The organism is Clostridium sp. DL-VIII, from assembly GCF_000230835.1.
Lineage (GTDB): Bacteria > Bacillota > Clostridia > Clostridiales > Clostridiaceae > Clostridium.
On record NZ_CM001240.1, the window covers coordinates 3,543,537 to 3,563,061 of the forward strand.

Annotated in this window: 16 protein-coding genes and 2 other annotated features; of the genes, 14 read left to right on the forward strand and 2 right to left on the reverse strand. The window is 29.1% G+C overall.

Annotated features, from left to right (window positions below; all coding sequences use genetic code 11):
• Nucleotides 1–173: 173 nt before the first annotated feature.
• From CDLVIII_RS16320 to CDLVIII_RS16365, 10 genes are all read left to right on the forward strand, one after another.
• On the forward strand, nucleotides 174–359 hold the full coding sequence (locus tag CDLVIII_RS16320) for a hypothetical protein (RefSeq protein ID WP_009170549.1): 186 nt from the start codon (nucleotides 174–176) through the stop codon (nucleotides 357–359).
• The gene (locus CDLVIII_RS16325) at nucleotides 356–697 is read left to right on the forward strand and encodes a hypothetical protein (RefSeq protein ID WP_009170550.1); all 342 of its coding nucleotides are present in this window, start codon (nucleotides 356–358) and stop codon (nucleotides 695–697) included. The genes CDLVIII_RS16320 and CDLVIII_RS16325 overlap by 4 nt, the downstream gene beginning before the upstream one ends.
• Nucleotides 698–935: 238 nt before the next feature.
• Nucleotides 936–1,841 carry a M15 family metallopeptidase gene (locus CDLVIII_RS16330; RefSeq protein WP_009170551.1) on the forward strand — a complete coding sequence of 302 codons (906 nt, stop codon included), beginning with the start codon at nucleotides 936–938 and terminating at the stop codon, nucleotides 1,839–1,841.
• Between the two features lie 31 nt (nucleotides 1,842–1,872).
• Nucleotides 1,873–2,982 (forward strand): amidase domain-containing protein, encoded by a 1,110-nt coding sequence (locus tag CDLVIII_RS16335; protein ID WP_009170552.1) that lies wholly within the window; start codon nucleotides 1,873–1,875, stop codon nucleotides 2,980–2,982.
• Between the two features lie 159 nt (nucleotides 2,983–3,141).
• Nucleotides 3,142–3,696 carry a GNAT family N-acetyltransferase gene (locus CDLVIII_RS16340; RefSeq protein ID WP_035302381.1) on the forward strand — a complete coding sequence of 185 codons (555 nt, stop codon included), beginning with the start codon at nucleotides 3,142–3,144 and terminating at the stop codon, nucleotides 3,694–3,696.
• A gap of 201 nt (nucleotides 3,697–3,897) precedes the next feature.
• Nucleotides 3,898–4,189 (forward strand) — a binding site (T-box leader).
• Nucleotides 4,190–4,305: 116 nt separating this feature from the next.
• Nucleotides 4,306–5,595 carry an aspartate--tRNA(Asn) ligase gene (gene aspS, locus CDLVIII_RS16345; RefSeq protein ID WP_009170554.1) on the forward strand — a complete coding sequence of 430 codons (1,290 nt, stop codon included), beginning with the start codon at nucleotides 4,306–4,308 and terminating at the stop codon, nucleotides 5,593–5,595.
• Between the two features lie 369 nt (nucleotides 5,596–5,964).
• Nucleotides 5,965–6,249 (forward strand): Asp-tRNA(Asn)/Glu-tRNA(Gln) amidotransferase subunit GatC, encoded by a 285-nt coding sequence (gene gatC, locus CDLVIII_RS16350; protein ID WP_009170555.1) that lies wholly within the window; start codon nucleotides 5,965–5,967, stop codon nucleotides 6,247–6,249.
• Nucleotides 6,250–6,264: 15 nt separating this feature from the next.
• Nucleotides 6,265–7,704: an Asp-tRNA(Asn)/Glu-tRNA(Gln) amidotransferase subunit GatA gene (gatA, locus tag CDLVIII_RS16355; RefSeq protein WP_009170556.1), complete on the forward strand. Its 1,440-nt coding sequence runs from the start codon at nucleotides 6,265–6,267 to the stop codon at nucleotides 7,702–7,704.
• A gap of 13 nt (nucleotides 7,705–7,717) precedes the next feature.
• Nucleotides 7,718–9,157 carry an Asp-tRNA(Asn)/Glu-tRNA(Gln) amidotransferase subunit GatB gene (gene gatB, locus CDLVIII_RS16360; protein WP_009170557.1) on the forward strand — a complete coding sequence of 480 codons (1,440 nt, stop codon included), beginning with the start codon at nucleotides 7,718–7,720 and terminating at the stop codon, nucleotides 9,155–9,157.
• Nucleotides 9,158–9,684: 527 nt separating this feature from the next.
• Nucleotides 9,685–9,951 carry a hypothetical protein gene (locus tag CDLVIII_RS16365; RefSeq protein WP_009170559.1) on the forward strand — a complete coding sequence of 89 codons (267 nt, stop codon included), beginning with the start codon at nucleotides 9,685–9,687 and terminating at the stop codon, nucleotides 9,949–9,951.
• A gap of 450 nt (nucleotides 9,952–10,401) precedes the next feature.
• On the opposite strand, the gene CDLVIII_RS16370 is transcribed toward CDLVIII_RS16365, so the two are convergent.
• Both CDLVIII_RS16370 and ilvB read right to left on the reverse strand, forming a co-directional pair.
• Nucleotides 10,402–10,707, reverse strand: a complete 306-nt coding sequence (locus tag CDLVIII_RS16370) for an ACT domain-containing protein (protein WP_009170560.1) — start codon at nucleotides 10,705–10,707, stop codon at nucleotides 10,402–10,404.
• 1 nt (nucleotide 10,708) lies between these two features.
• On the reverse strand, nucleotides 10,709–12,379 hold the full coding sequence (gene ilvB / locus CDLVIII_RS16375; protein ID WP_009170561.1) for a biosynthetic-type acetolactate synthase large subunit: 1,671 nt from the start codon (nucleotides 12,377–12,379) through the stop codon (nucleotides 10,709–10,711).
• Nucleotides 12,380–12,494: 115 nt separating this feature from the next.
• Nucleotides 12,495–12,750, reverse strand: a binding site (T-box leader).
• A gap of 547 nt (nucleotides 12,751–13,297) precedes the next feature.
• Here ilvB and CDLVIII_RS16380 point away from each other — a divergent pair.
• The 4 genes from CDLVIII_RS16380 to CDLVIII_RS16395 all read left to right on the forward strand — a co-directional run bounded on the left by CDLVIII_RS16380 (nucleotide 13,298) and on the right by CDLVIII_RS16395 (nucleotide 19,513).
• The gene (locus CDLVIII_RS16380) at nucleotides 13,298–15,235 is read left to right on the forward strand and encodes an ABC-F family ATP-binding cassette domain-containing protein (protein ID WP_009170562.1); all 1,938 of its coding nucleotides are present in this window, start codon (nucleotides 13,298–13,300) and stop codon (nucleotides 15,233–15,235) included.
• 70 nt (nucleotides 15,236–15,305) lie between these two features.
• The gene (locus CDLVIII_RS16385) at nucleotides 15,306–15,494 is read left to right on the forward strand and encodes a hypothetical protein (RefSeq protein ID WP_009170563.1); all 189 of its coding nucleotides are present in this window, start codon (nucleotides 15,306–15,308) and stop codon (nucleotides 15,492–15,494) included.
• A gap of 17 nt (nucleotides 15,495–15,511) precedes the next feature.
• A complete protein-coding gene (locus tag CDLVIII_RS16390; RefSeq protein WP_009170564.1) occupies nucleotides 15,512–18,769 on the forward strand; it encodes an SNF2 helicase associated domain-containing protein in 3,258 nt (1,085 codons plus the stop codon).
• A 36-nt stretch (nucleotides 18,770–18,805) separates the two neighbouring features.
• Nucleotides 18,806–19,513, forward strand: coding sequence for an MgtC/SapB family protein (locus CDLVIII_RS16395; RefSeq protein ID WP_009170565.1), 708 nt, complete (start codon nucleotides 18,806–18,808; stop codon nucleotides 19,511–19,513).
• The last annotated feature ends 12 nt before the right edge of the window (nucleotides 19,514–19,525 follow it).

Below are 19,525 nucleotides of genomic sequence, written 5' to 3' on the forward strand. Positions count from 1 at the left end.
AAATTCTTTCTATTTTTGTCTTTTATATATGTTGCAATAATAAAATTATATTTAGGATGTCTATCTGCTAAGTAAATATCTAAATGTTAAATGTAGAAAATCAATTGCAACATATATATATACTTTATGTTATAATATTATGAGCAAATTTTAGTTTATGGAGGAGATATAATATGTTTACTAAAGAGGAACTTCTTGTAATTGAAGATGCCTTAAAAATAGCAGATGCTGAGTATATAAAACTCATAGATGAAAATAAAAATAATAAAAATAGAATGGTTGCTTTTAATAGAAAGCAGAAAAAATTATGGTTAGTTCAAAATAAATTGAAAAAGCTTATAGAGGAGCAGAACATATGAAAGAGTTATTTAAAGTTAAAGATTTAGTATTTTATGAAGATGAGTTTGTTGATAATATAGATGATTATGAAGATATACTAGAAATTATTCAAGAGTTAAGTCCTGATTTAGATTATGAATTAATTGAAGTTGCAGGGGCAAATGGATGTTGTGATAAAACCAAAAAGAATTACTTAGTTGAGATAATTGGATATATTGATGAAAATGATGAATTTATAACTAAAGAAGAAAGAGATGCCATGGGAGTCATGGCTCTTAATAAGAAATTCGACTTATTTGTTATAACAGTTCATAAATGCACAGCTTGTAATAAGTGGGTAATTTCGTTGTTAGAATAAAACTACATATATTTATTATTTTATAGTAAATTTATAATTAAAAAATCGAGTAGCAAATCGAATATAAAATTAATTTGAGTTATGGGAATAAATTGAGCTTTAACATGAAAGCCATCCTATTAAAAAATAATTTTATAATTTCGATTTGTTATTTTTTTTGTATACAAAAGATTAGCGTACATAGTATGGCTACTCTTGGGACAGTATATATTTATATGGTTTAAGGTGGTGAATATAGATGAAGAAATGTAATGCTTTTATAATATGTTTATTGATAATTTGCAACATACCAATTGTAGCAGCTGCCTCTGATGATAAAAATTATAATGTTGAGATGAAACAGGATATTTTAATACTTATGTTAGCATATCCAGAATACGTTGTTGGCGTAGAAAAAAAGAGTGATGATGAAGTTTATTTAATTATGAAATCTGGTAAAAAAATTATTTATGATGACAAAAAGCAGAAGAATTATGAAGAGAAATTTGGAAATCCAGATATTCAAGATATGTTAGAACAAGATTATCCTTTAGGAACTATAACTGATATTATGGATAAAGATTTTAATCCTGGAAGAACTAGGCATTATGGTCTTTTGGGTGAGGTTTATGGAAATTCTAAAGGTGCTGTAGAAAAAAATTTAGCCAGCTTGAAATATGGATATACAAATTATCAATTTAATAGCAAAAATAGTGCAAATACATCATTAGAAGCTGCTCTAAAAGAATTAATGCCTCTTGCAAAAACTCGCGGCGATATTGGAAGTATTCTTTATCCAGCCAGTGGAACTTTCAACTATAGAGTTATATCAGGTACTGGAATGTTAAGTCCACATTCTTATGGTATTGCAATTGATTTAAAAAGTGATAAAAGAGATTATTGGAAGTGGAGTTCGAGAGAAGGCGGGAAGAAGAGACTATCAGAATACCCAAAAGAATTAATAGACGCTTTTGAGAAAAATAATTTTGTATGGGGTGGAAAATGGGGTCACTTTGATATTTTACATTTTGAATATAGACCAGAAATAATATTAAAAGCTAAATATTTTCCTAATTGTGATAGCAATAATGAATGGTATGAAGGCGTCCCTTTGGATGAGAATACAAAAAGATGTATTGAAATAATAAGTAATTCACTACAGTAGAAAGAGATTATTTTGAAAGGGGTATTTAAATATGCAACTCTCTAAAAATAAAAGAGCCTTGTTTATAATAAATAATATTATTATTGCTACTTTGCTTTTTTCATTGTTTAACTTTAGAAATAAAGTAGCATTAGCAGATACTATATCAAAAGAGGATGCTCAAAATATAATAGAAAATATTTTTCAGATTAAGAATAAAGCAATATTAAGTAAAGACTTAGATTCCATACAATCTTTATATGCTACTGACACTAGATATGGCCAATGGGCATTTGAATATGAAGAAAAAAGAGTGAAATATATAAATAACTGGGCAGAAAAACAAGGTATTAAATTTGTTGATATAGTACCTAAAGTTGTAGTTAGAAAATCTACGATTAAAGAAGATAAATGTTCTTTTAACATAACTTGTAATACTGAGTATAAATACATATACCCAAGTGAACCTTGGAAAATTAATAGCTCAAGGCTTGGAACATATCATTCCTTTCAATTAGCCAAGAGAGGTGATGCGTGGATAATCACTAAAGAATGGTATACGGATCCTTTTGCAGACTCATTAAGCCTAGAATCAATTAAGGCTGATGCAATTAAGGAATATATAAAAGCTCAACCATCAAGAGATATATCTGATATCAGTGAAAGAAGAAAAGGCGCTAAAGAATATGCAGAAAAATATTGTGGAGCTGCATCAATTGAAGAATATGGATTTAAGTATAACAATAAATATAGAAATTTTAATTCTCAAGGAGGTGATTGCGCGAATTTTGCTTCACAAGTATTACATGAAGGAGCTAAGTTTAAGGAAACTTCTGTATGGAATTATGATAAGGGAGATGCCACAGGACCATGGGTTAATGCGGATAAATTTACTTATTATATGATAAATAGCGGAAGAGCTTCAGTTATAGCTAAAGGAAGTTATGAAAAGGTATATAAAGCCTCTTATAAATTGCTTCCGGGAGATTTTGTGGCATATGAGAAAAAAGGAGATATAACGCATGTTTCAGTAGTTACAGGTGTTGATTCAAAAGGTTATACGTTAGTGACATGTCATAATTCTGATAGAAATAATGTTCCATGGGACTTGGGGTGGAGTGACAAAAAAATAAAATTTTGGTTAATTAAAGTAAATTGTTAATTATAATAAGCTTTAGGAAAGATATATTCCTAAAGCTTTACTAATATTAGCATAATCATCTTTACCTATTTTATAATAATATAGTATAATACAATTCAAAGATTAATTTACAATAGGGGGAGGCAGGAATAAATCCTAAATATTCTTGCTATGATACATATGGAAAAGATGATTTTAAAGCGAAAAGATGGAAAGAATATAGAGGCTGAATTAAAAGAATTAGACTTAAGTCACGTAAATAAGATAATGAAGCTTCAAGATGAAATTTACGAAGGATTGGTTAATAAAGATTTTTATTCTTGTTCTAAACAAGAAGAATTTGAAGATATCATAAATGAAAAGGGAAAGATTATAGGATTATTTACTCATGATAATAATGAGTTGATAGCTATAGGTGTTTATGTTGAATATGGTTTAGAGGAAGAAAACTATGGGTATGATATTCAAATTAAAGGTGAGGAACTCTTAAAAGTTGGGCAAATTGAATCAACATTAGTTGCTGAAAATTATAGAGGAAATAAGCTTCAAAAGAAAATATGTGAACATCTTGAAAAAATAAGTAAAGCTAAAGATATTAAGTATATTTGTGCAACTGTTGCACCTGATAATAAGTATAGTTTAAATACATTTATTGAACTCGGATATAAAATCTTAATTGAAAAACTAAAATATGGTGGATTAAAAAGATATGTTTTAATGAAAAAATATTTATAACATAATTTATAATTTTATTAATATACCATAATAAGAATAAATTTATATTTGAGGAAATATATAAGCCGAAATGAATTATTTGAAAATAAATAATATATTTTTAAAAAAAGTATTGATTTATGGATAATTTTGAAATATAATAAAGCACATAAGATAGTTAGTAACAAATTAATAGGAATTTAATATTTTATATATAGATTTATAAATGCAATGATGAAGAAAAGTAAATTCAAATAGGTGATTTTTAGAGAGCAGATGATGGTGGAATATCTGTATGAGTCTTGAATTGAAAGAACACTTCGGAGTAATTAACTGAAATTTTAAGTGACTAATCTAAGTGATTGTAGTGCATAATAAAGAGTAGGCTTAATCGGGTCCACACCGTTAAAAGTGGAGGGTATAAAATTATGTGTTATATATTTTTGTACTTGTTTGAGGTGAGTTTTTATATAAACTAACTAGGGTGGTACCGCGAAGTATTCTCGTCCCTATGCATAAGCATAGAGACGAGTTTTTTTTATAAATTTATATTTAAAGTAGCTAAAATAGGAAATTATTATAAATATGTCCTGTAAAAATAAGCAATAAATGTAAAAAGGAGTAATAATAATGAAAAGAATATTTATTAAAGATTTAGCAGTTAATGATGAAGAAAAAGTATTACTTAAAGGATGGGTTCATAAAATTCGTGATCTTTCACATGTCTCATTTATCCTACTTAGAGATAAATCAGGAATAATTCAATTGGTATGTAATAAAGAGCAAATAAAAGGTTTAAGACTTGAAAATGCAATAGAAGTAACTGGAATAGTTCGTATAAATGAAAAAGCACCACAAGGAATGGAAATAGAAGTATCGGATATTAAAATAGCAGGTACTGTTTATTATGATAAATTACCATTTGAGATTCAAAGTTATAAAGAAAAAGCATCTCTTGAAACACAATTAGATTACAGAACAATTAGCCTAAGAATTCCTAAGAAAAAGGCAATATTTAAAATTCAAAATGAAATTGAAGAAGCATTTAGAACATTTTTTAAGGGTAATGATTTTGAAGAAATTCATACTCCAAAGATAACACACTCCGGAACAGAAGGCGGTTCTGAAATGTTCACCGTTAACTACTTTAACAGAAGAGCCTTCCTTGCACAAAGTCCACAATTTTGGAAACAAATGATGGTAGGAGCAGGTTTTGAAAGAGTTTTTGAAGTTGGATATGCATATAGAGCAGAGCTTCATAATACATGGAGGCATTTAAATGAATATGTCAGCTTAGATGTTGAAATGGGATTTATTAAAGATGAAACTGATCTTATGGATATGGAAGAAAGCTTTATGAGATATTTATATAAGCATTTAAAAGAGAAATGCAGCGAAGAGTTAAAAATGTTTGATGTAGAGCTTCCAGAAGAAATAAATATTCCAAGAATTCCACTAGCAAAGGCTCAAGAAATTTTACTTCAAGAATTCGGCAAGAAATCTCCAGTTGGAAATATTGATAATGAAGGTGAAGCATTATTCCACAAGTATGTAAAAGAAAAATACAACAGTGATTTTGTGTTTTTAACAGAATATCCAACAGCAAAAAGACCAATGTACGCAATGGAATGTGAAGAGAATCCAGAAATGACAAAGAGCTTTGACTTAATATTTAAAGGTGTTGAAATTACAACAGGAGGTCAAAGAATTCATGATTATGAGATGTTAAAAGCTAAAATGCTCAGACTAGGATTGAAGCTTGAAGATTTTGCTTTCTACTTAGATACATTTAAATATGGAATGCCACCACATGGAGGATTTGCTATTGGACTTGAAAGAATAACAATGCAGATTTTAAATCTTGGAAATATCAGAGAAGCATCACTATTCCCAAGAGATATGAAGAGACTAACACCTTAAGTATAAGTGATAAGTGAGAATCTAAAAGTGATGCTCCAAATTTTATATTTGGCTAGCAGAACTTTCTCTATGCGCATTTTATATTTAGTTATTCGAACTTAGCTAACAACCAGAGGGAGTTAGCTACATTAATAAAAAGCATTTGGCAAGTCGAACTTACCCAGCGAACGAATGTGAGTGGGGTTTCCTTAAGAGTTAAGAGTTTTGAATTAAATCTCTTGAAGAGTCTAAAAATAATTTACGTAATAGAAACTTATATAAATTTTCGATTACGTAAAATTACTTAACTATAAGTGAAAATTATGAATTTCACTTATAGTAAGTTTAGAAAACAGTATTAAATGACAAAAATTTAATGAGGTGAAAGTAATGAAAGTTAGTATTGATGAAGTAAAATATATAGCAAAGCTTTCTAAATTAAAATTTTCTGATGAAGAAGCGGCTAAGTTTGCAAAAGAATTTGAAGGCATTTTAGAGAATTTTCAATATTTAAATGAATTAGATTTAAATATTAAAGAAGATGTAGATAATAAAGCTGGATTAAAGCCAGTAGTTAGAAAAGATGAAGTTAAGTCATTTGAATGTAATGACCTTTTTAGAAATGTTAAAGATATGCAAGGAACATATATTAGAGTACCAAAGATTATTGAATAGGGTGGTGAGAGCAAGATGAAAATGAATATAAAAGAAATGGTAGAAAAAATTAAAACTGGGGACTTAACTAGTGAAGCTCTAGTTCAATCATATATAGACGAAATTACTAAGACTGAAGGAACAGTTAATGCATTTTTATCATTACAATGTGATGAAGCTTTAGCTAAAGCAAAAGAAATAGACGCAAAAGTTAAGGCTGGAGAGACTTTAGGAAAACTTGCAGGTATTCCAATAGCAATAAAGGATAATATTTGTACAGAAGGTGTAAAAACTACCTGTGCTTCAAAAATGCTTGAAGATTTTGTACCTCCATACGATGCAACTGTAGTAAAAAAATTATTAGCTGAAGATGCAATAATTATTGGTAAAACAAATATGGATGAATTTGCAATGGGATCATCTACTGAAAATTCAGCATTTAAAAAGACATTAAACCCAAGAGATACATCAAGAGTTCCAGGTGGATCATCTGGTGGATCTGCTGCGGCAGTAGCAGGAAAAATGTCTCCAGTATCCCTTGGATCTGATACAGGTGGATCAATTAGACAGCCAGCAGCTTTTTGTGGAGTTGTAGGGCTTAAGCCAACTTATGGTTTGGTTTCAAGATTTGGACTTATTGCTTTCGGATCATCTTTAGACCAAATAGGACCATTTTCTAATTCAGTGGAAGATAGTGCATATATATTAAACATTATATCAGGAACTGATGAATATGATTCTACAAGCATAAGAGACTTAAAAGAAATAGATTATACATCAAATCTTAAAGATGGGATTAAGGGAATGAAGATTGGTGTTCCAGAAGAATTCTTTGGCGAAGGTTTAGATGAAGAAATCAAAGCTTCAGTTAATAATAGCTTAGAAAAATTAAAAGAATTAGGAGCAGAAGTAGAAATATTCTCTTTCCCTATAATAAAGGATGGATTAGCAGCTTATTATATAATGTCATCTGCTGAAGCAAGTACTAATTTAGACAGATATGATGGAATAAGATATGGTCATAGAACTTCAAATTATACAAATGTAGATGAATTAATGGAAAACAGCAGAACTGAAGGCTTTGGACCAGAAGTTAAAAGAAGAATTATGATGGGAACATATGCATTGGCATCAGGATATTACGATGCTTATTACAAGAAAGCAGATGCATTTAGATTAAAGTTAAGACATGATCTTAAAAAGACTTTTGAGAAATATGATTTAATCGTAGGACCAGTTTCTCCAATATTACCATTTAAAATTGGTGAGAAAAATGCTGACCCATTAGCAATGTATTTAGCTGATATTTACACTATTAATGTTAATTTAGCTGGAAATCCTGCAATATCAATTCCATCAGGGGTTAGTAAAGAAGGCTTACCAATTGGAATTCAATTAATGGGTGATATGCTATGTGAAGAAAAAATATTCAAAGCAGCATATAGTTTAGAGCAAGCTTTAGCTATTGAATTATAGGAGGGGAATTACGATGAATTTTGAAACAGTAATAGGACTTGAAATACATGCAGAGCTAAAATCAAAAACTAAGATTTTCTGCTCTTGTTCAACTAAATTTGGGGCAGAACCTAATGCCAATACATGCCCAATATGCACAGGAGTACCTGGAACACTCCCAGTGCTTAATGAAGAAGTTGTAAATTTAGCAATAAAAGCAGGTACTGCACTAGGATGTACAATAAATAAATATAATAAAATGGATAGAAAAAATTATTTTTATCCTGATCTTCCTAAGAATTATCAAACTTCACAATTTGATTTACCAATATGTTCAGGTGGACTTGTAGAATTTGAACATGAAGGAAAGCAAGTAAAGGTTAGATTAAATAGAATTCATATAGAAGAAGATGCCGGTAAATTAGTTCACGTAGAAGGAGAACCGGTTTCTTTAATTGACTATAACAGAGTTGGTGTTCCGCTTGCAGAAATAGTTACAGAACCTGATATGAGAAGCGTTGGAGAAGCTGTAACATTTATGAAAAAACTTAAGTCAATTTTAGAATATGGCGAAATTTCAGATTGCCGTATGGAGCAGGGGTCACTTAGATGTGATGCCAATATTTCATTAAGACCAGTAGGACAACAAGAATTTGGTACTAAGGTTGAGCTTAAAAACATAAACTCTTTTAGAGAACTTCAAAAAGCCTTAGAAAAAGAAGAAAGAAGACAAAGAGAACTGTACACCTATGGAGAAGGTCATAAAGTAGTTCAAGAAACAAGAAGATGGGATGCTGCAAAAGGTAAGACAATTTCAATGAGATCTAAAGAAGAAGCGGATGATTATAGATACGTTGTGGAACCAGATTTACCACCAATTATCATATATGATGAGCAAATTGAAGCTATGAAAAAATCTTTACCTGAAATGCCAGACGAAAAGAAAGAAAGATTCCTAACTTCATACAAGTTAGTAGAAAAGGATGTAGAAATCTTAATAGGTGATAAAGGACTTGCAACTTTCTTTGAAAAAGTTGTAGCTTTAGGAGTTACACCTAAAATAGCGTCAAACTGGATACTAAGTGATATTTTAAGGATATTAAATGATAGAAAAATTGAATCAGAAGATATGACTCTAGAAGCTGAAAATTTTGCAAAACTTCTTAAAGTAGTTGAAGAAGGGAAGATAAGCAATAATATTGGTAGAGAAGTGCTTGAAGATATCTTTAACGAAAATAAAGATCCAATGAAAGTAATTGAAGAAAGGGGACTTATGCAAATAAGTTCATCTGATGAAATAGAAAAAATAGTTGATGAAGTAATTGCAAATAATCCTCAATCTGTTGAAGATTATAAAGCAGGTAAAACTCAAAGTGCAGGCTTCCTAATGGGGCAAGTAATGAAAATATCAAAGGGAAAAGCAAATCCAAAGGTAGCAAAAGAGCTAGTAGACAAGAAGCTTAGTGAATTATAAAAATTCGGATAAAGTTTATATAGAGATCATGCATTAAATTTTAAGAGCATGATCTCTTACTTAATTATTTTAGAAAAATTTCTCTAACTTTTTCATAATTAGGTTATATAAATAATATTTCTAGATGAAAATAATAATTGTACATGCTATAATTAAATTATTAAAACGCAAGATTTAGAAAGACAGAGGATTAAGTTTATGGAAATAAAAATTGAAATTCCAATATTTAAAATATTAGCTATATTATGTTCAGGAGTATTAGGTTATTTAGTTGGATTATTTGTATATAGTTAAGATCAAGAATAAGATTTAACATTAAATGCAGTTGTATAAAACTATAAGTAATAATTAAATATGAATGAATATGATTGTTGATAGACTAAGTAGTTGTACGGCTGCTTAGTCTTATTTTTGATGTGGATTTATTTGCTTAAATAATTAGTAAGAATTATATAAATAGAGTTTTTTCTTATTTACATAATCATGTCAGTTTTGTATAATTTATTATATGAAAGGGGTAGATATTAATGGAAGAGATAAACATAAGGAATATACTAAACACTTATAAGAAGTTTAGTAAAAGGCAGAGTGAGATATTAGGGAATCTTGCTAAGAAAAAAGAATATTATACATTTGATGACCTTCAGAAACAACTTCAAGAAGATGAGGAAGCGAAAAAGTTATTAGAAAAGATATTATTAATTGTAAATGGAGAGTATGAAAAAGCAGGTGTATACAAACCTAAACCTGCGTCAAATGATAATAATATAGAAGAAGTAGAACTGTATATGTAAAAAGCTGATTGAACTCTATTAATTTAGGGTTCTTTTATTATCTATATAATTATGCTTTTTTTTGAATAATTAGTTATGCACATGAATGCCTAATGGAAATAAGAGAGCGTTGAGTGGTGGTATTCAGAAGGTAACGCATATGATACAGGATGGCAATACAGAAATAGAAATTGGTACGTGGATATCAGCCAGATAGTAGACCTTGGGGTATAAAGGATAACTAGTATAAAAAAGAATATATAATGAGATAGGCAATAAATACAGGTTCTTTAGTTATTTGTTAGAGAACCTGTATTTTTTATAATCTAATCTTTAATACAATACTAATGGGCATTCTTAAGTCTATTAAAAAAATATATATAGGATATTGATAGAGTTTTTTACACACCATTAGATTACGTTTTATATCATAATTTTATATTAAAATAGAGAGGTATTTTCAGACATTTCCTAATTATCTTCGTCCTTAAGTTTTAATACCTTATCTAAGTTTTCAAAGACAGATTGATCATAGTCTTGATGTATAGAAACTTCAAGAACATCATATAATTTTTCCAATTGTTTAATTATTTGATCTAAAACAGAATCATTTTTTACGAGTAGAAACATCTTACTTGTTGAACCATCACCGATTTGTGCACATAAAATTCCTTCAAGATTAAAAGCACGACGTGCAAAAAGTCCTGTAATATGGCTCATCACTCCAGCATGATTTCTAACATGCAGTTCAATAAGGTAGAAATTAGTATTAATCATTTTAATTTTCACTTCCTATCATCTCTATATTTGATTTACCTGGAGGAACCATTGGAAGAATATTTTCTGTTTCTTCTATGGGAATGTTGATTAAGCATGGACCTTCAATTGATAATAGTTCTTCTAATTTCTCTAATGGACTTTCTTCAATGCCTAAATCACATGATTTTATTCCAAAACCATCACCAATAATTTTAAAATTTGGATTTGAAATAAAATTTGAAGCTATATAATGCTCATTGTAAAATAATTGCTGCTGTTGACGAACTAATCCTAAGTGATGATTATTTAATATTATTACTTTTACATTGAGATTAAAATCTGAAAGTGTAGCGAGTTCTTGAATATTCATTAGAATCGAACCGTCTCCAGAAAAACATACTATTGTTTTGTTTCTATTAATTAATGCGGCACCTATGGCTACAGGAAGTCCAAAGCCCATAGTTCCAAGTCCGCTAGATGTTAAATAGGTTTTGGGATGAGTAAAAGGATATCTTTGAGCAACCCACATTTGATGCTCACCAACATCTGTTGTGATAATAGTATCTTTTGAAACTACAGTACTTATAAAAGGAATTATATTAGCAGGATGCAAGTCATTCGTATACGATGGAAGCGGATATTTTTCCTTAAAACATTTAATTCTATCAATCCACGAATTTCTATTTTTTGCCTCAATGTGAGATAATATATCCTCTAGAAAATCATTAACGTCTGCAGCCATAGATAAGCTAGCGGTTTTAACTTTATTTAACTCTGAAGGATCAATATCGATGTGGATTATAGATGCATTAGGACAGAATTTCTCTATATTACCTGTAGCTCTATCATCAAATCTAACACCTAATGCTAGAATTAGGTCAGATTCGTTTAATAGGTAATTAGTAAATGGAGCCCCATGCATTCCTAGCATTCCAAGGTTTAATTCATCATCGTATGGAAAAGCACCAAGTCCCATAAGACTCAAACACACAGGAATATTACTTCTTTTAGCAAATTTATATAAATTCTGCGAAGCATTGGAGTTTATTATACCTCCACCTGCGTAAATTATAGGCCTTTTTGAATTATTAATTAATTCTGCCATGCAGTATAAAGTAGAGCCCTTCAGAGTTTTTCGGATAGGATGAATATTATCTTCAGCTTCAGAAGGAAAAACGTCTAATTCTATAACTTCTGTCTGAATATTTTTTGGAATGTCAATTAAAACTGGACCTGGCCTACCTTCTGAGGCAATTTTGAAAGCCTCTGATATTACTGTGAAGAGTTCCTTTATATTTCTAACAAGAAAATTATGTTTTGTAATAGGTATAGTTAATCCATATGCATCCACTTCTTGAAATGCATCTGTTCCAATTGCTGATAAAGGAACTTGACCTGTTATTGCAACAAGTGGAATGGAATCAAGTTTAGCATCTGCGATAGCAGTCAATAAATTTGTTGCACCAGGACCTGAAGTTGCAAAGCATACACCAACTTTATTCGTACTTCTGGAGATTCCTTGTGCTATGAAACCTGCACCCTGTTCATGACGCGCTAATATATGTTTTATTTTACTTTTATATAACGCGTCATAAAGTGGAAGATTAAAGCCACCTGGAATGCCAGATATATATTCTACACCCTGATTTTCTAATAATTTAATAACAATTTCAGCACCATTATATTTCAAAATAATCACTCCTTATAAATACAAAATAATTCAAACAATAATAACTTATGAAATAGATTTAATAATTAGTTGCTAAATTCAGTATGATGAATAAAAAAACTCTTCATCCTAATATTAATAGGACGAAGAGATAATCACCGCGGTACCACCTAATTTTGTAAATTAAATACACACTTATTTATAATACAGGCTAAGGGATAGCCGATATTATTGCTTTTGTAACGGTAAGCATCCGTTTAAGTCTACTCTCAAATAGATTTCGATTAAAAACTCCAAGGCTACATTCCATATATAAATCATGAGAATTTACAGCAAACATTCTCTCTCTTTGTTTCAATAATATATGTACTCTTCCTTTTCACAGTTTTTAGCTATTGCGTTTGTATTTATTATATTCAAAAAAACATCTCTTTGTCAATAAAATTTTAAAAATTCTGATAAATCAAACAATAATCAAATGTGGAAAAAGAAAAGGGGGAATTAATGAAATATATATGTTGCAATTGATTTTTTACATTTAACATTTAGATATTTACTTAGCAGATAAACATCCTAAATGTAATTTTATTATTGCAACATATATAAGGATTTAACATATAGCATATGTATAAAATAGTTTAAATAATAATTATTATGTAAAGTAAAGTTATATAATAATGTAAATTTAAGTGTAGATATTAAATTTAAAAAACTAAAAAAATTATAGTTTCCTTTAAAAGCTGATTAAAAACATATTATTAGATTATAAAGTATCTATAGATATCTGTATCCTTTTGGAAAATATTTCCTGAGAAATATATATCAAGAAAAATAAGCGCCTCGGTAAGCTGGTTATGTATATTTTATTTTTAATTTTGGATTGTAAGCTTACTATGTTAAAATATAGAGTATACAATTGCAAGAAGGAGTTTAAAATAAATGAATATAATTACTTTAGAAAAAATTAGCAAAAGCTATAGCGATAAGGTATTACTAAAAGATGTATCTTTAGGAATCAATGATGGCGATAAAATAGGATTAATAGGAATAAATGGTGCTGGAAAATCCACATTTTTGAAAATAGTTTCTGGTAAAGAGGAATTTTACGATGGAACAATAACAAAAGGTAAAAATGTAAGAATTGAATACTTAGATCAGAATCCTTATTTTGATAAAGATGCAACTATTTTAGAACAAGTATTTAAAGGCGATACAAAAGAAATGAAGCTCCTTAGAAATTATGAGGAGCTATTAGATAGAATTAATTTATGTGCAAGCGAAGAGTTTGATTCATTAAATAACGAGTTGATTAAACTTCAAAGTGAAATTGATTTGTTAAATCTATGGGATATGGAAAGTGAAGCAAAAACTATTCTTACAAAGCTTGGAATAAAAAATTATTCTGAGAAGATAGGCAACTTATCTGGAGGGCAGAAGAAGAGAATTGCTCTTGCATGTGCTCTTATTACTTCATGTGATCTTCTTATATTAGATGAACCTACTAACCATTTAGATTCTGATTCTATTGAGTGGCTTGAAGAATATCTTAATGGGCGAAAAGGTGCTCTTTTAATGATTACTCACGATAGATATTTTTTAGATAGAGTTACAAATAGGATTATTGAACTAGATAGAGGATTATTATATTCATATCCTGGAAATTATACTGCATTTCTTGAAAAGAAAATTGAGAGACTTGAAACTGAGCAAGTACAAGAAGAAAAGAAAAATGCATTAATAAGAAATGAATTGAAATGGGTTAGACGTGGTGCAAAGGCAAGAAGTACTAAGCAAAAGGCCAGACTTCAGAGATTTGATGAACTTGTGAACAGCGAGAGCATAAAGATGCAAGAAGATGTCGATATTTCTTTTGTTGGATCAAGACTTGGTAAAAAAGTTGTTGAACTATATGATGTATGCAAGGGCTTTGGTGATAAAGTGTTAATCAAAGATTTTAGTTATACATTTCTTAGAAGTGATAGAGTTGGAGTTATTGGAAAAAATGGAGTTGGTAAGACAACTTTAGTCAATTTACTTAGGGGAAACATAGAATTAGATAGTGGAACAATAGAAATTGGTGACACTGTTAAAATAAGCTGCTTTGCTCAAGATAATAGTAATATGGATCCAAAACTCAGAGTGATTGATTATGTTAAGGAAGGTGGAGAATACATTCCAGTAGAGGATGGCACAAAAATAACTGCCTCCACCATGTGTGAAAGGTTTTTATTTGATAGCACAATGCAGTATACACCAATTGAAAAATTATCTGGTGGTGAAAGAAGAAGACTGCATTTGCTTAGAGTGCTTATGGAATCACCTAACTTTTTAATACTTGATGAGCCAACAAATGATTTAGATATAGAGACCCTTAAAATATTAGAGGATTTCTTAGATAAATTTATGGGAGTTATTATTGTTGTATCTCATGATAGATATTTTTTAGACAGGATATGTAATAAAATATTTTCCTATGAAGGCGATGGCTGCATAAGAGAATATAATGGTAATTATAGTGATTTTCTAATTTCAAAAGAAATTGAGAAAGCTAAAGATATAATCGATAATAATAATAGTGCTAATGCAAAGAACGACGATAAAAATAAAAACTATAAAGAGAAAACTAGGGACAATAAACCTAAGTTTACTTTTAAGGAAAAAAAGGAATATGAAACAATAGATGAGGATATTTCAAAATTAGAGGAGAATATAAAAGAATTAGATAAAGAAATGAGCAAAAATTCTTCGAGTTATGGTAAGCTTAATGAACTTATGAAGGAAAAAGAAGAAGTACAAAAGGAATTAGATAGTAAATATGAGAGATGGGAATATTTAAGCGGAATAGCCGAAGCAATTGAAGCATATGAAGGAAAATAAGATATTTTACATATTTTGAGTAAAAAGGAGGAATAAGAGAATATTTTTATATTATTCTCTTTTATGCAAGGTGGAAATACATGTTTTTTTAAAAGGAAAATTGGAACCTACTATTTTTAAAGGTGAGCGTATAGATATTTTAGATATTGAGCTTCAAGGAAAAAAGTATAAACAAATAAGATATTTTAGAAAGGGAGTTTCTAAGTCGCAATATATTAGTATAGATTTGATAAAACACATTAAAGAAGTTACAAAATAAAAATGCAGGTGGTAAAATTGATAAAACAAATATTGCTAGAAGGTTTTAATAAAAATATATCAAATTCAGCTCTTATTAAAGGTCAAAGAGTATTAAAAAATGATCTGGTAAGAGAGATAAATGTTAATGTGGATAAGGACTACATTAAGATTAGCTCTGATGTAGTATCAGAAAGCCTTCTAAGTGAATATTCATGTAAACTTGAAATTGATAATATAACAAAAGAAGTTATAGGTACTCATTGTAGTTGTTTGGAATTTGAAAAAAATGAATTCTTAAAAGATAATTATTGCTGCAAACATCTAATAGCTGCTTTTTATACATTCTTACAAAATATTGATGAGGATGCAGAGTTAAGAAATAGAATTACAAATAATCTTAAAGAAAATAAAGTTAAAAGTAGTAAGGATAATGGAGAAGATTTATTATCTGTACTTATAGGAGATACTGGAAAGGATAAACTTAAATTTGAGATTACTATTAATAAAAATAATTGGTCTTCAAAACTTCAAGTAGAATTTAAAATCGGATTGAAAAGCAGAAGTAATAAGATGTATATCATTAAAGACATAAATCAATTTTTAATAGCTCTATATAATAGAGTCCCAATAAAATATGGGAAGGAATTTAGTTTTGATATAAAAACACAATGCTTTTCTTATGAGGATAAGAGATTAATAAAATTTATTAATAACATAAAAAACTTAGAGCAGCATGATAGAAATTTTAGGCGTTCTCAAGATAAATTAATAGATGGCAAGTTTTTAACACTTCCAGACATGATGGTCAAAGAATTTTTATATATTGTGAAGAAGAATAGGATATTTTTAGGTGATGGTTTCTTCTATAGGATATTAGAGTCAGAAGTAATAGAAGAGGATATCCCTATTCCTCTTAGCTTAAAAAGTCAAAAGGATGCTATAGTTTTAGAGGCGGCAAGTGGTATGCCAGAGACTTTAACCCAAAATGAGGATGTATTTTTATATGGAACTTCTATTTATATTCCATCAGTAGAACAATGTGAAAGATTAGCACCTTATTTAAAAATTTTTAAGGCTACAAATAAAATAAGTTTCAATAAAAATAAAGAAAGTAAAGTATTAAACGAATTAATACCATCAATTCAAAAAGTTACAAGCAATTTTTCATTGTCTAAAGAAATTCGAAACAAAGTAGTTATTGCTCCAGTCAATTTCAAATTCTATTTTGATAGAGATAAGGATATTGCTTTAATATTTAAAGTATCTTATGAAGGTCATGAATTTAATTATTTTGAAGAATATAAAGGAAAGATTATTTATAGAGATACTAATAAAGAGCATGAAGTATTTGGCCTATTAAAAAGTCTCGGATTTGAAGAAGTTAATGGAAAATTGTATTTTCTAAGGGATGATGAGGATGCTTTTAAATTCTTTAAGTATGAAGTAGAAAAACTTCAAAGATATGGAGAAGTTTTCTATTCTGAAAGATTTAAAGGAATAAAAGATATAAGTAAATCTGACTTTAAAGGTGAAGTTAGAAAAGGAAAATTTAATTATTTTGAGTTTGAATTTAATATTTCGGATATATCTGAAGAAGAAACTGCAAAAATACTTAGAAGTTTTAGAGATAATTTAAGATATTATAAGCTTGAAAATGGAGAATTTTTAGATTTAGAAGAAGCCTCTATAAAAGAGGCCTTAACATTAATGGACAATCTGCTTTTAGAAGAAGAATTAGTTAATAATAGAATTAATGTACCTATGAATAAAGGAGCTTATCTTGAAGATTATTTAGATGAAAAAGGCTTAAGATTTATACAAAGCTGCGATGAAATTAAGGAACTTAAAAACAGGCTTGGAAACTTAGAAGGAAAAACATTTCAACTGCCACATGGACTTCAAGCTAAGCTTAGAGAATATCAAAAGGAAGGATATAATTGGCTTAGAACGCTGGATTACTTGAACTTTGGAGGAATACTAAGTGATGAAATGGGGCTTGGAAAAACTCTTCAGACAATAACACTTTTACTTTCAAAATCAAATTCTAAAACACTAATAGTAGCACCTACTTCTTTAATTTATAATTGGAAGAGTGAATTTAAAAAATTTGCACCATCAATGAAAATAGGAATATCAAATGGCAATAAAGAAGACCGAGAAGTACTAATTAAAAATTATGAGAACTATGATGTGATTTTAACAACTTATAATTTATTAAGGCGTGATATTGAGTTATATGATATGGAATTTGATTATTGTATTTTAGATGAAGCTCAAAATATAAAAAATCAGACATCATTAAGTGCCAAATCTGTTAAAGATATTAAAGCGAAGAATAGGTTTGCCCTTACAGGTACTCCAATAGAAAATTCTCTGATGGAGCTTTGGTCAATATTTGATTTTATAATGCCTGGATATTTATATAATGAAAAGAAGTTTACAACACGATATTATAGAAGACTTGAAGAAGGCCCTGAAATATTAGAGGAATTAAATAGACTTGTGAAGCCATTCATATTAAGAAGATATAAGAAAAATGTTATTAAGGAATTGCCAGATAAAATAGAAAAGAGATTATTAGTACCGTTAAGTGATGAGCAAAAAGTAATTTATGAGACTTATGCAAATTATGTTAAAGATTTAATTCAGAAAAAAGTAGAAGATTTTGAATTCACTAAGAGTAAAATTGAAATTTTATCTTATATAACAAAGTTAAGACAAATCTGCCTAGATCCTTCAGTTACAATGGATAATTATTTAGGAACAAGTGGAAAAATAGATGCTCTTATTGAATTATTGGAACAAAGTGCAGGAGAGGGACATAAAATACTAGTATTCTCTCAATTTACATCTGTTCTTAAAAATATAGGTAGAATATTAAGAGAAAAGAACTTCATGTTCTCTTATTTAGATGGAGCAGTTCCATCGATTAATAGAATGAAAATGGTAGAAGAATTTAATAATGGAGAAAATACAGTATTTTTAGTATCGTTAAAAGCTGGAGGTACAGGGCTCAATTTAACAAGTGCTGATGTTGTAATACACTTTGATCCATGGTGGAATCCAGCTGTTGAAGATCAAGCTACAGATAGAGCTCATAGAATTGGACAAAAGCATGTGGTAGAAGTTATTAAATTAATAGCAAGTGGTACAATAGAAGAAAAAATAGTTGAATTACAAGATTCTAAAAGAGAATTGATAAGCAAAATTTTAGGAGATGATTTAGGTGTAGGAGCTTTTATAAATTCATTGGATGAAGATGAAATTTTGAATTTATTTAGCTATAGCAACTAATAGGAGATTTTATAAAAATTACAATCAGGTGATTATATGATAAGTTTTATGAATGATTTAAGCATTTATTTAAGGGAAGTAAATACAGCATCTATTATTTTACGATTAACTTTAGCTACCATCTGCGGAGGAATTCTCGGAGCTGAAAGAGGAAGAAAGAAGAGACCAGCAGGTTTTAGAACTCATATACTAGTGTGTATTGGTGCAGCTATGGTCATGATAACAAGCCAATATATGACTGATATTCTTCATATGGCTGGGGATGCCAGCAGAATGGGCGCACAAGTTATAAGTGGGATTGGATTCTTAGGTGCTGGAACAATTATTGTAGTTGGAAGAAATGAAATTAAAGGACTTACTACGGCAGCAGGTCTATGGTCATGTGCATGTATGGGGCTTGCTATAGGCATAGGCTTTTATGAAGGTGCTATTATATCCTGTGTATTTTTATTTGGTGTGTTAACAGTACTTCATAAATTAGATCTATACTCAAGAACTCATTCTAAAATATTAGATGTATATGCTGAACTCAAGGATATATCTGGTGTTACGAACTTTCTTGATGTTGTAAAATCTGATGGAACTAAAATTTCAAATATAGAAGTTAGGAAATCAAATGAAATGGACAGACACATTATTGGTCTATCAATGACTTTAACATTGGATAAGAAAATTGACCATTCAGAATATATTTTGAAGCTTCATACCATTGAAAATGTATCTTCTATTGAAGAAATAATGTAGCTTTTTATGGGG

Excerpts from the sequence above, each read along its gene's own strand:
- CDLVIII_RS16320 (WP_009170549.1), top strand. The coding sequence starts at position 174 with ATGTTTACTAAAGAGGAACTTCTTGTAATTGAAGATGCCTTAAAAATA.
- CDLVIII_RS16325 (WP_009170550.1), top strand. The coding sequence starts at position 356 with ATGAAAGAGTTATTTAAAGTTAAAGATTTAGTATTTTATGAAGATGAG.
- CDLVIII_RS16330 (WP_009170551.1), top strand. The coding sequence starts at position 936 with ATGAAGAAATGTAATGCTTTTATAATATGTTTATTGATAATTTGCAAC.
- CDLVIII_RS16335 (WP_009170552.1), top strand. The coding sequence starts at position 1,873 with ATGCAACTCTCTAAAAATAAAAGAGCCTTGTTTATAATAAATAATATT.
- CDLVIII_RS16340 (WP_035302381.1), top strand. The coding sequence starts at position 3,142 with ATGGAAAAGATGATTTTAAAGCGAAAAGATGGAAAGAATATAGAGGCT.
- aspS (WP_009170554.1), top strand. The coding sequence starts at position 4,306 with ATGAAAAGAATATTTATTAAAGATTTAGCAGTTAATGATGAAGAAAAA.
- gatC (WP_009170555.1), top strand. The coding sequence starts at position 5,965 with ATGAAAGTTAGTATTGATGAAGTAAAATATATAGCAAAGCTTTCTAAA.
- gatA (WP_009170556.1), top strand. The coding sequence starts at position 6,265 with ATGAAAATGAATATAAAAGAAATGGTAGAAAAAATTAAAACTGGGGAC.
- gatB (WP_009170557.1), top strand. The coding sequence starts at position 7,718 with ATGAATTTTGAAACAGTAATAGGACTTGAAATACATGCAGAGCTAAAA.
- CDLVIII_RS16365 (WP_009170559.1), top strand. The coding sequence starts at position 9,685 with ATGGAAGAGATAAACATAAGGAATATACTAAACACTTATAAGAAGTTT.
- CDLVIII_RS16370 (WP_009170560.1), bottom strand. The coding sequence starts at position 10,707 with ATGATTAATACTAATTTCTACCTTATTGAACTGCATGTTAGAAATCAT.
- CDLVIII_RS16380 (WP_009170562.1), top strand. The coding sequence starts at position 13,298 with ATGAATATAATTACTTTAGAAAAAATTAGCAAAAGCTATAGCGATAAG.
- CDLVIII_RS16395 (WP_009170565.1), top strand. The coding sequence starts at position 18,806 with ATGATAAGTTTTATGAATGATTTAAGCATTTATTTAAGGGAAGTAAAT.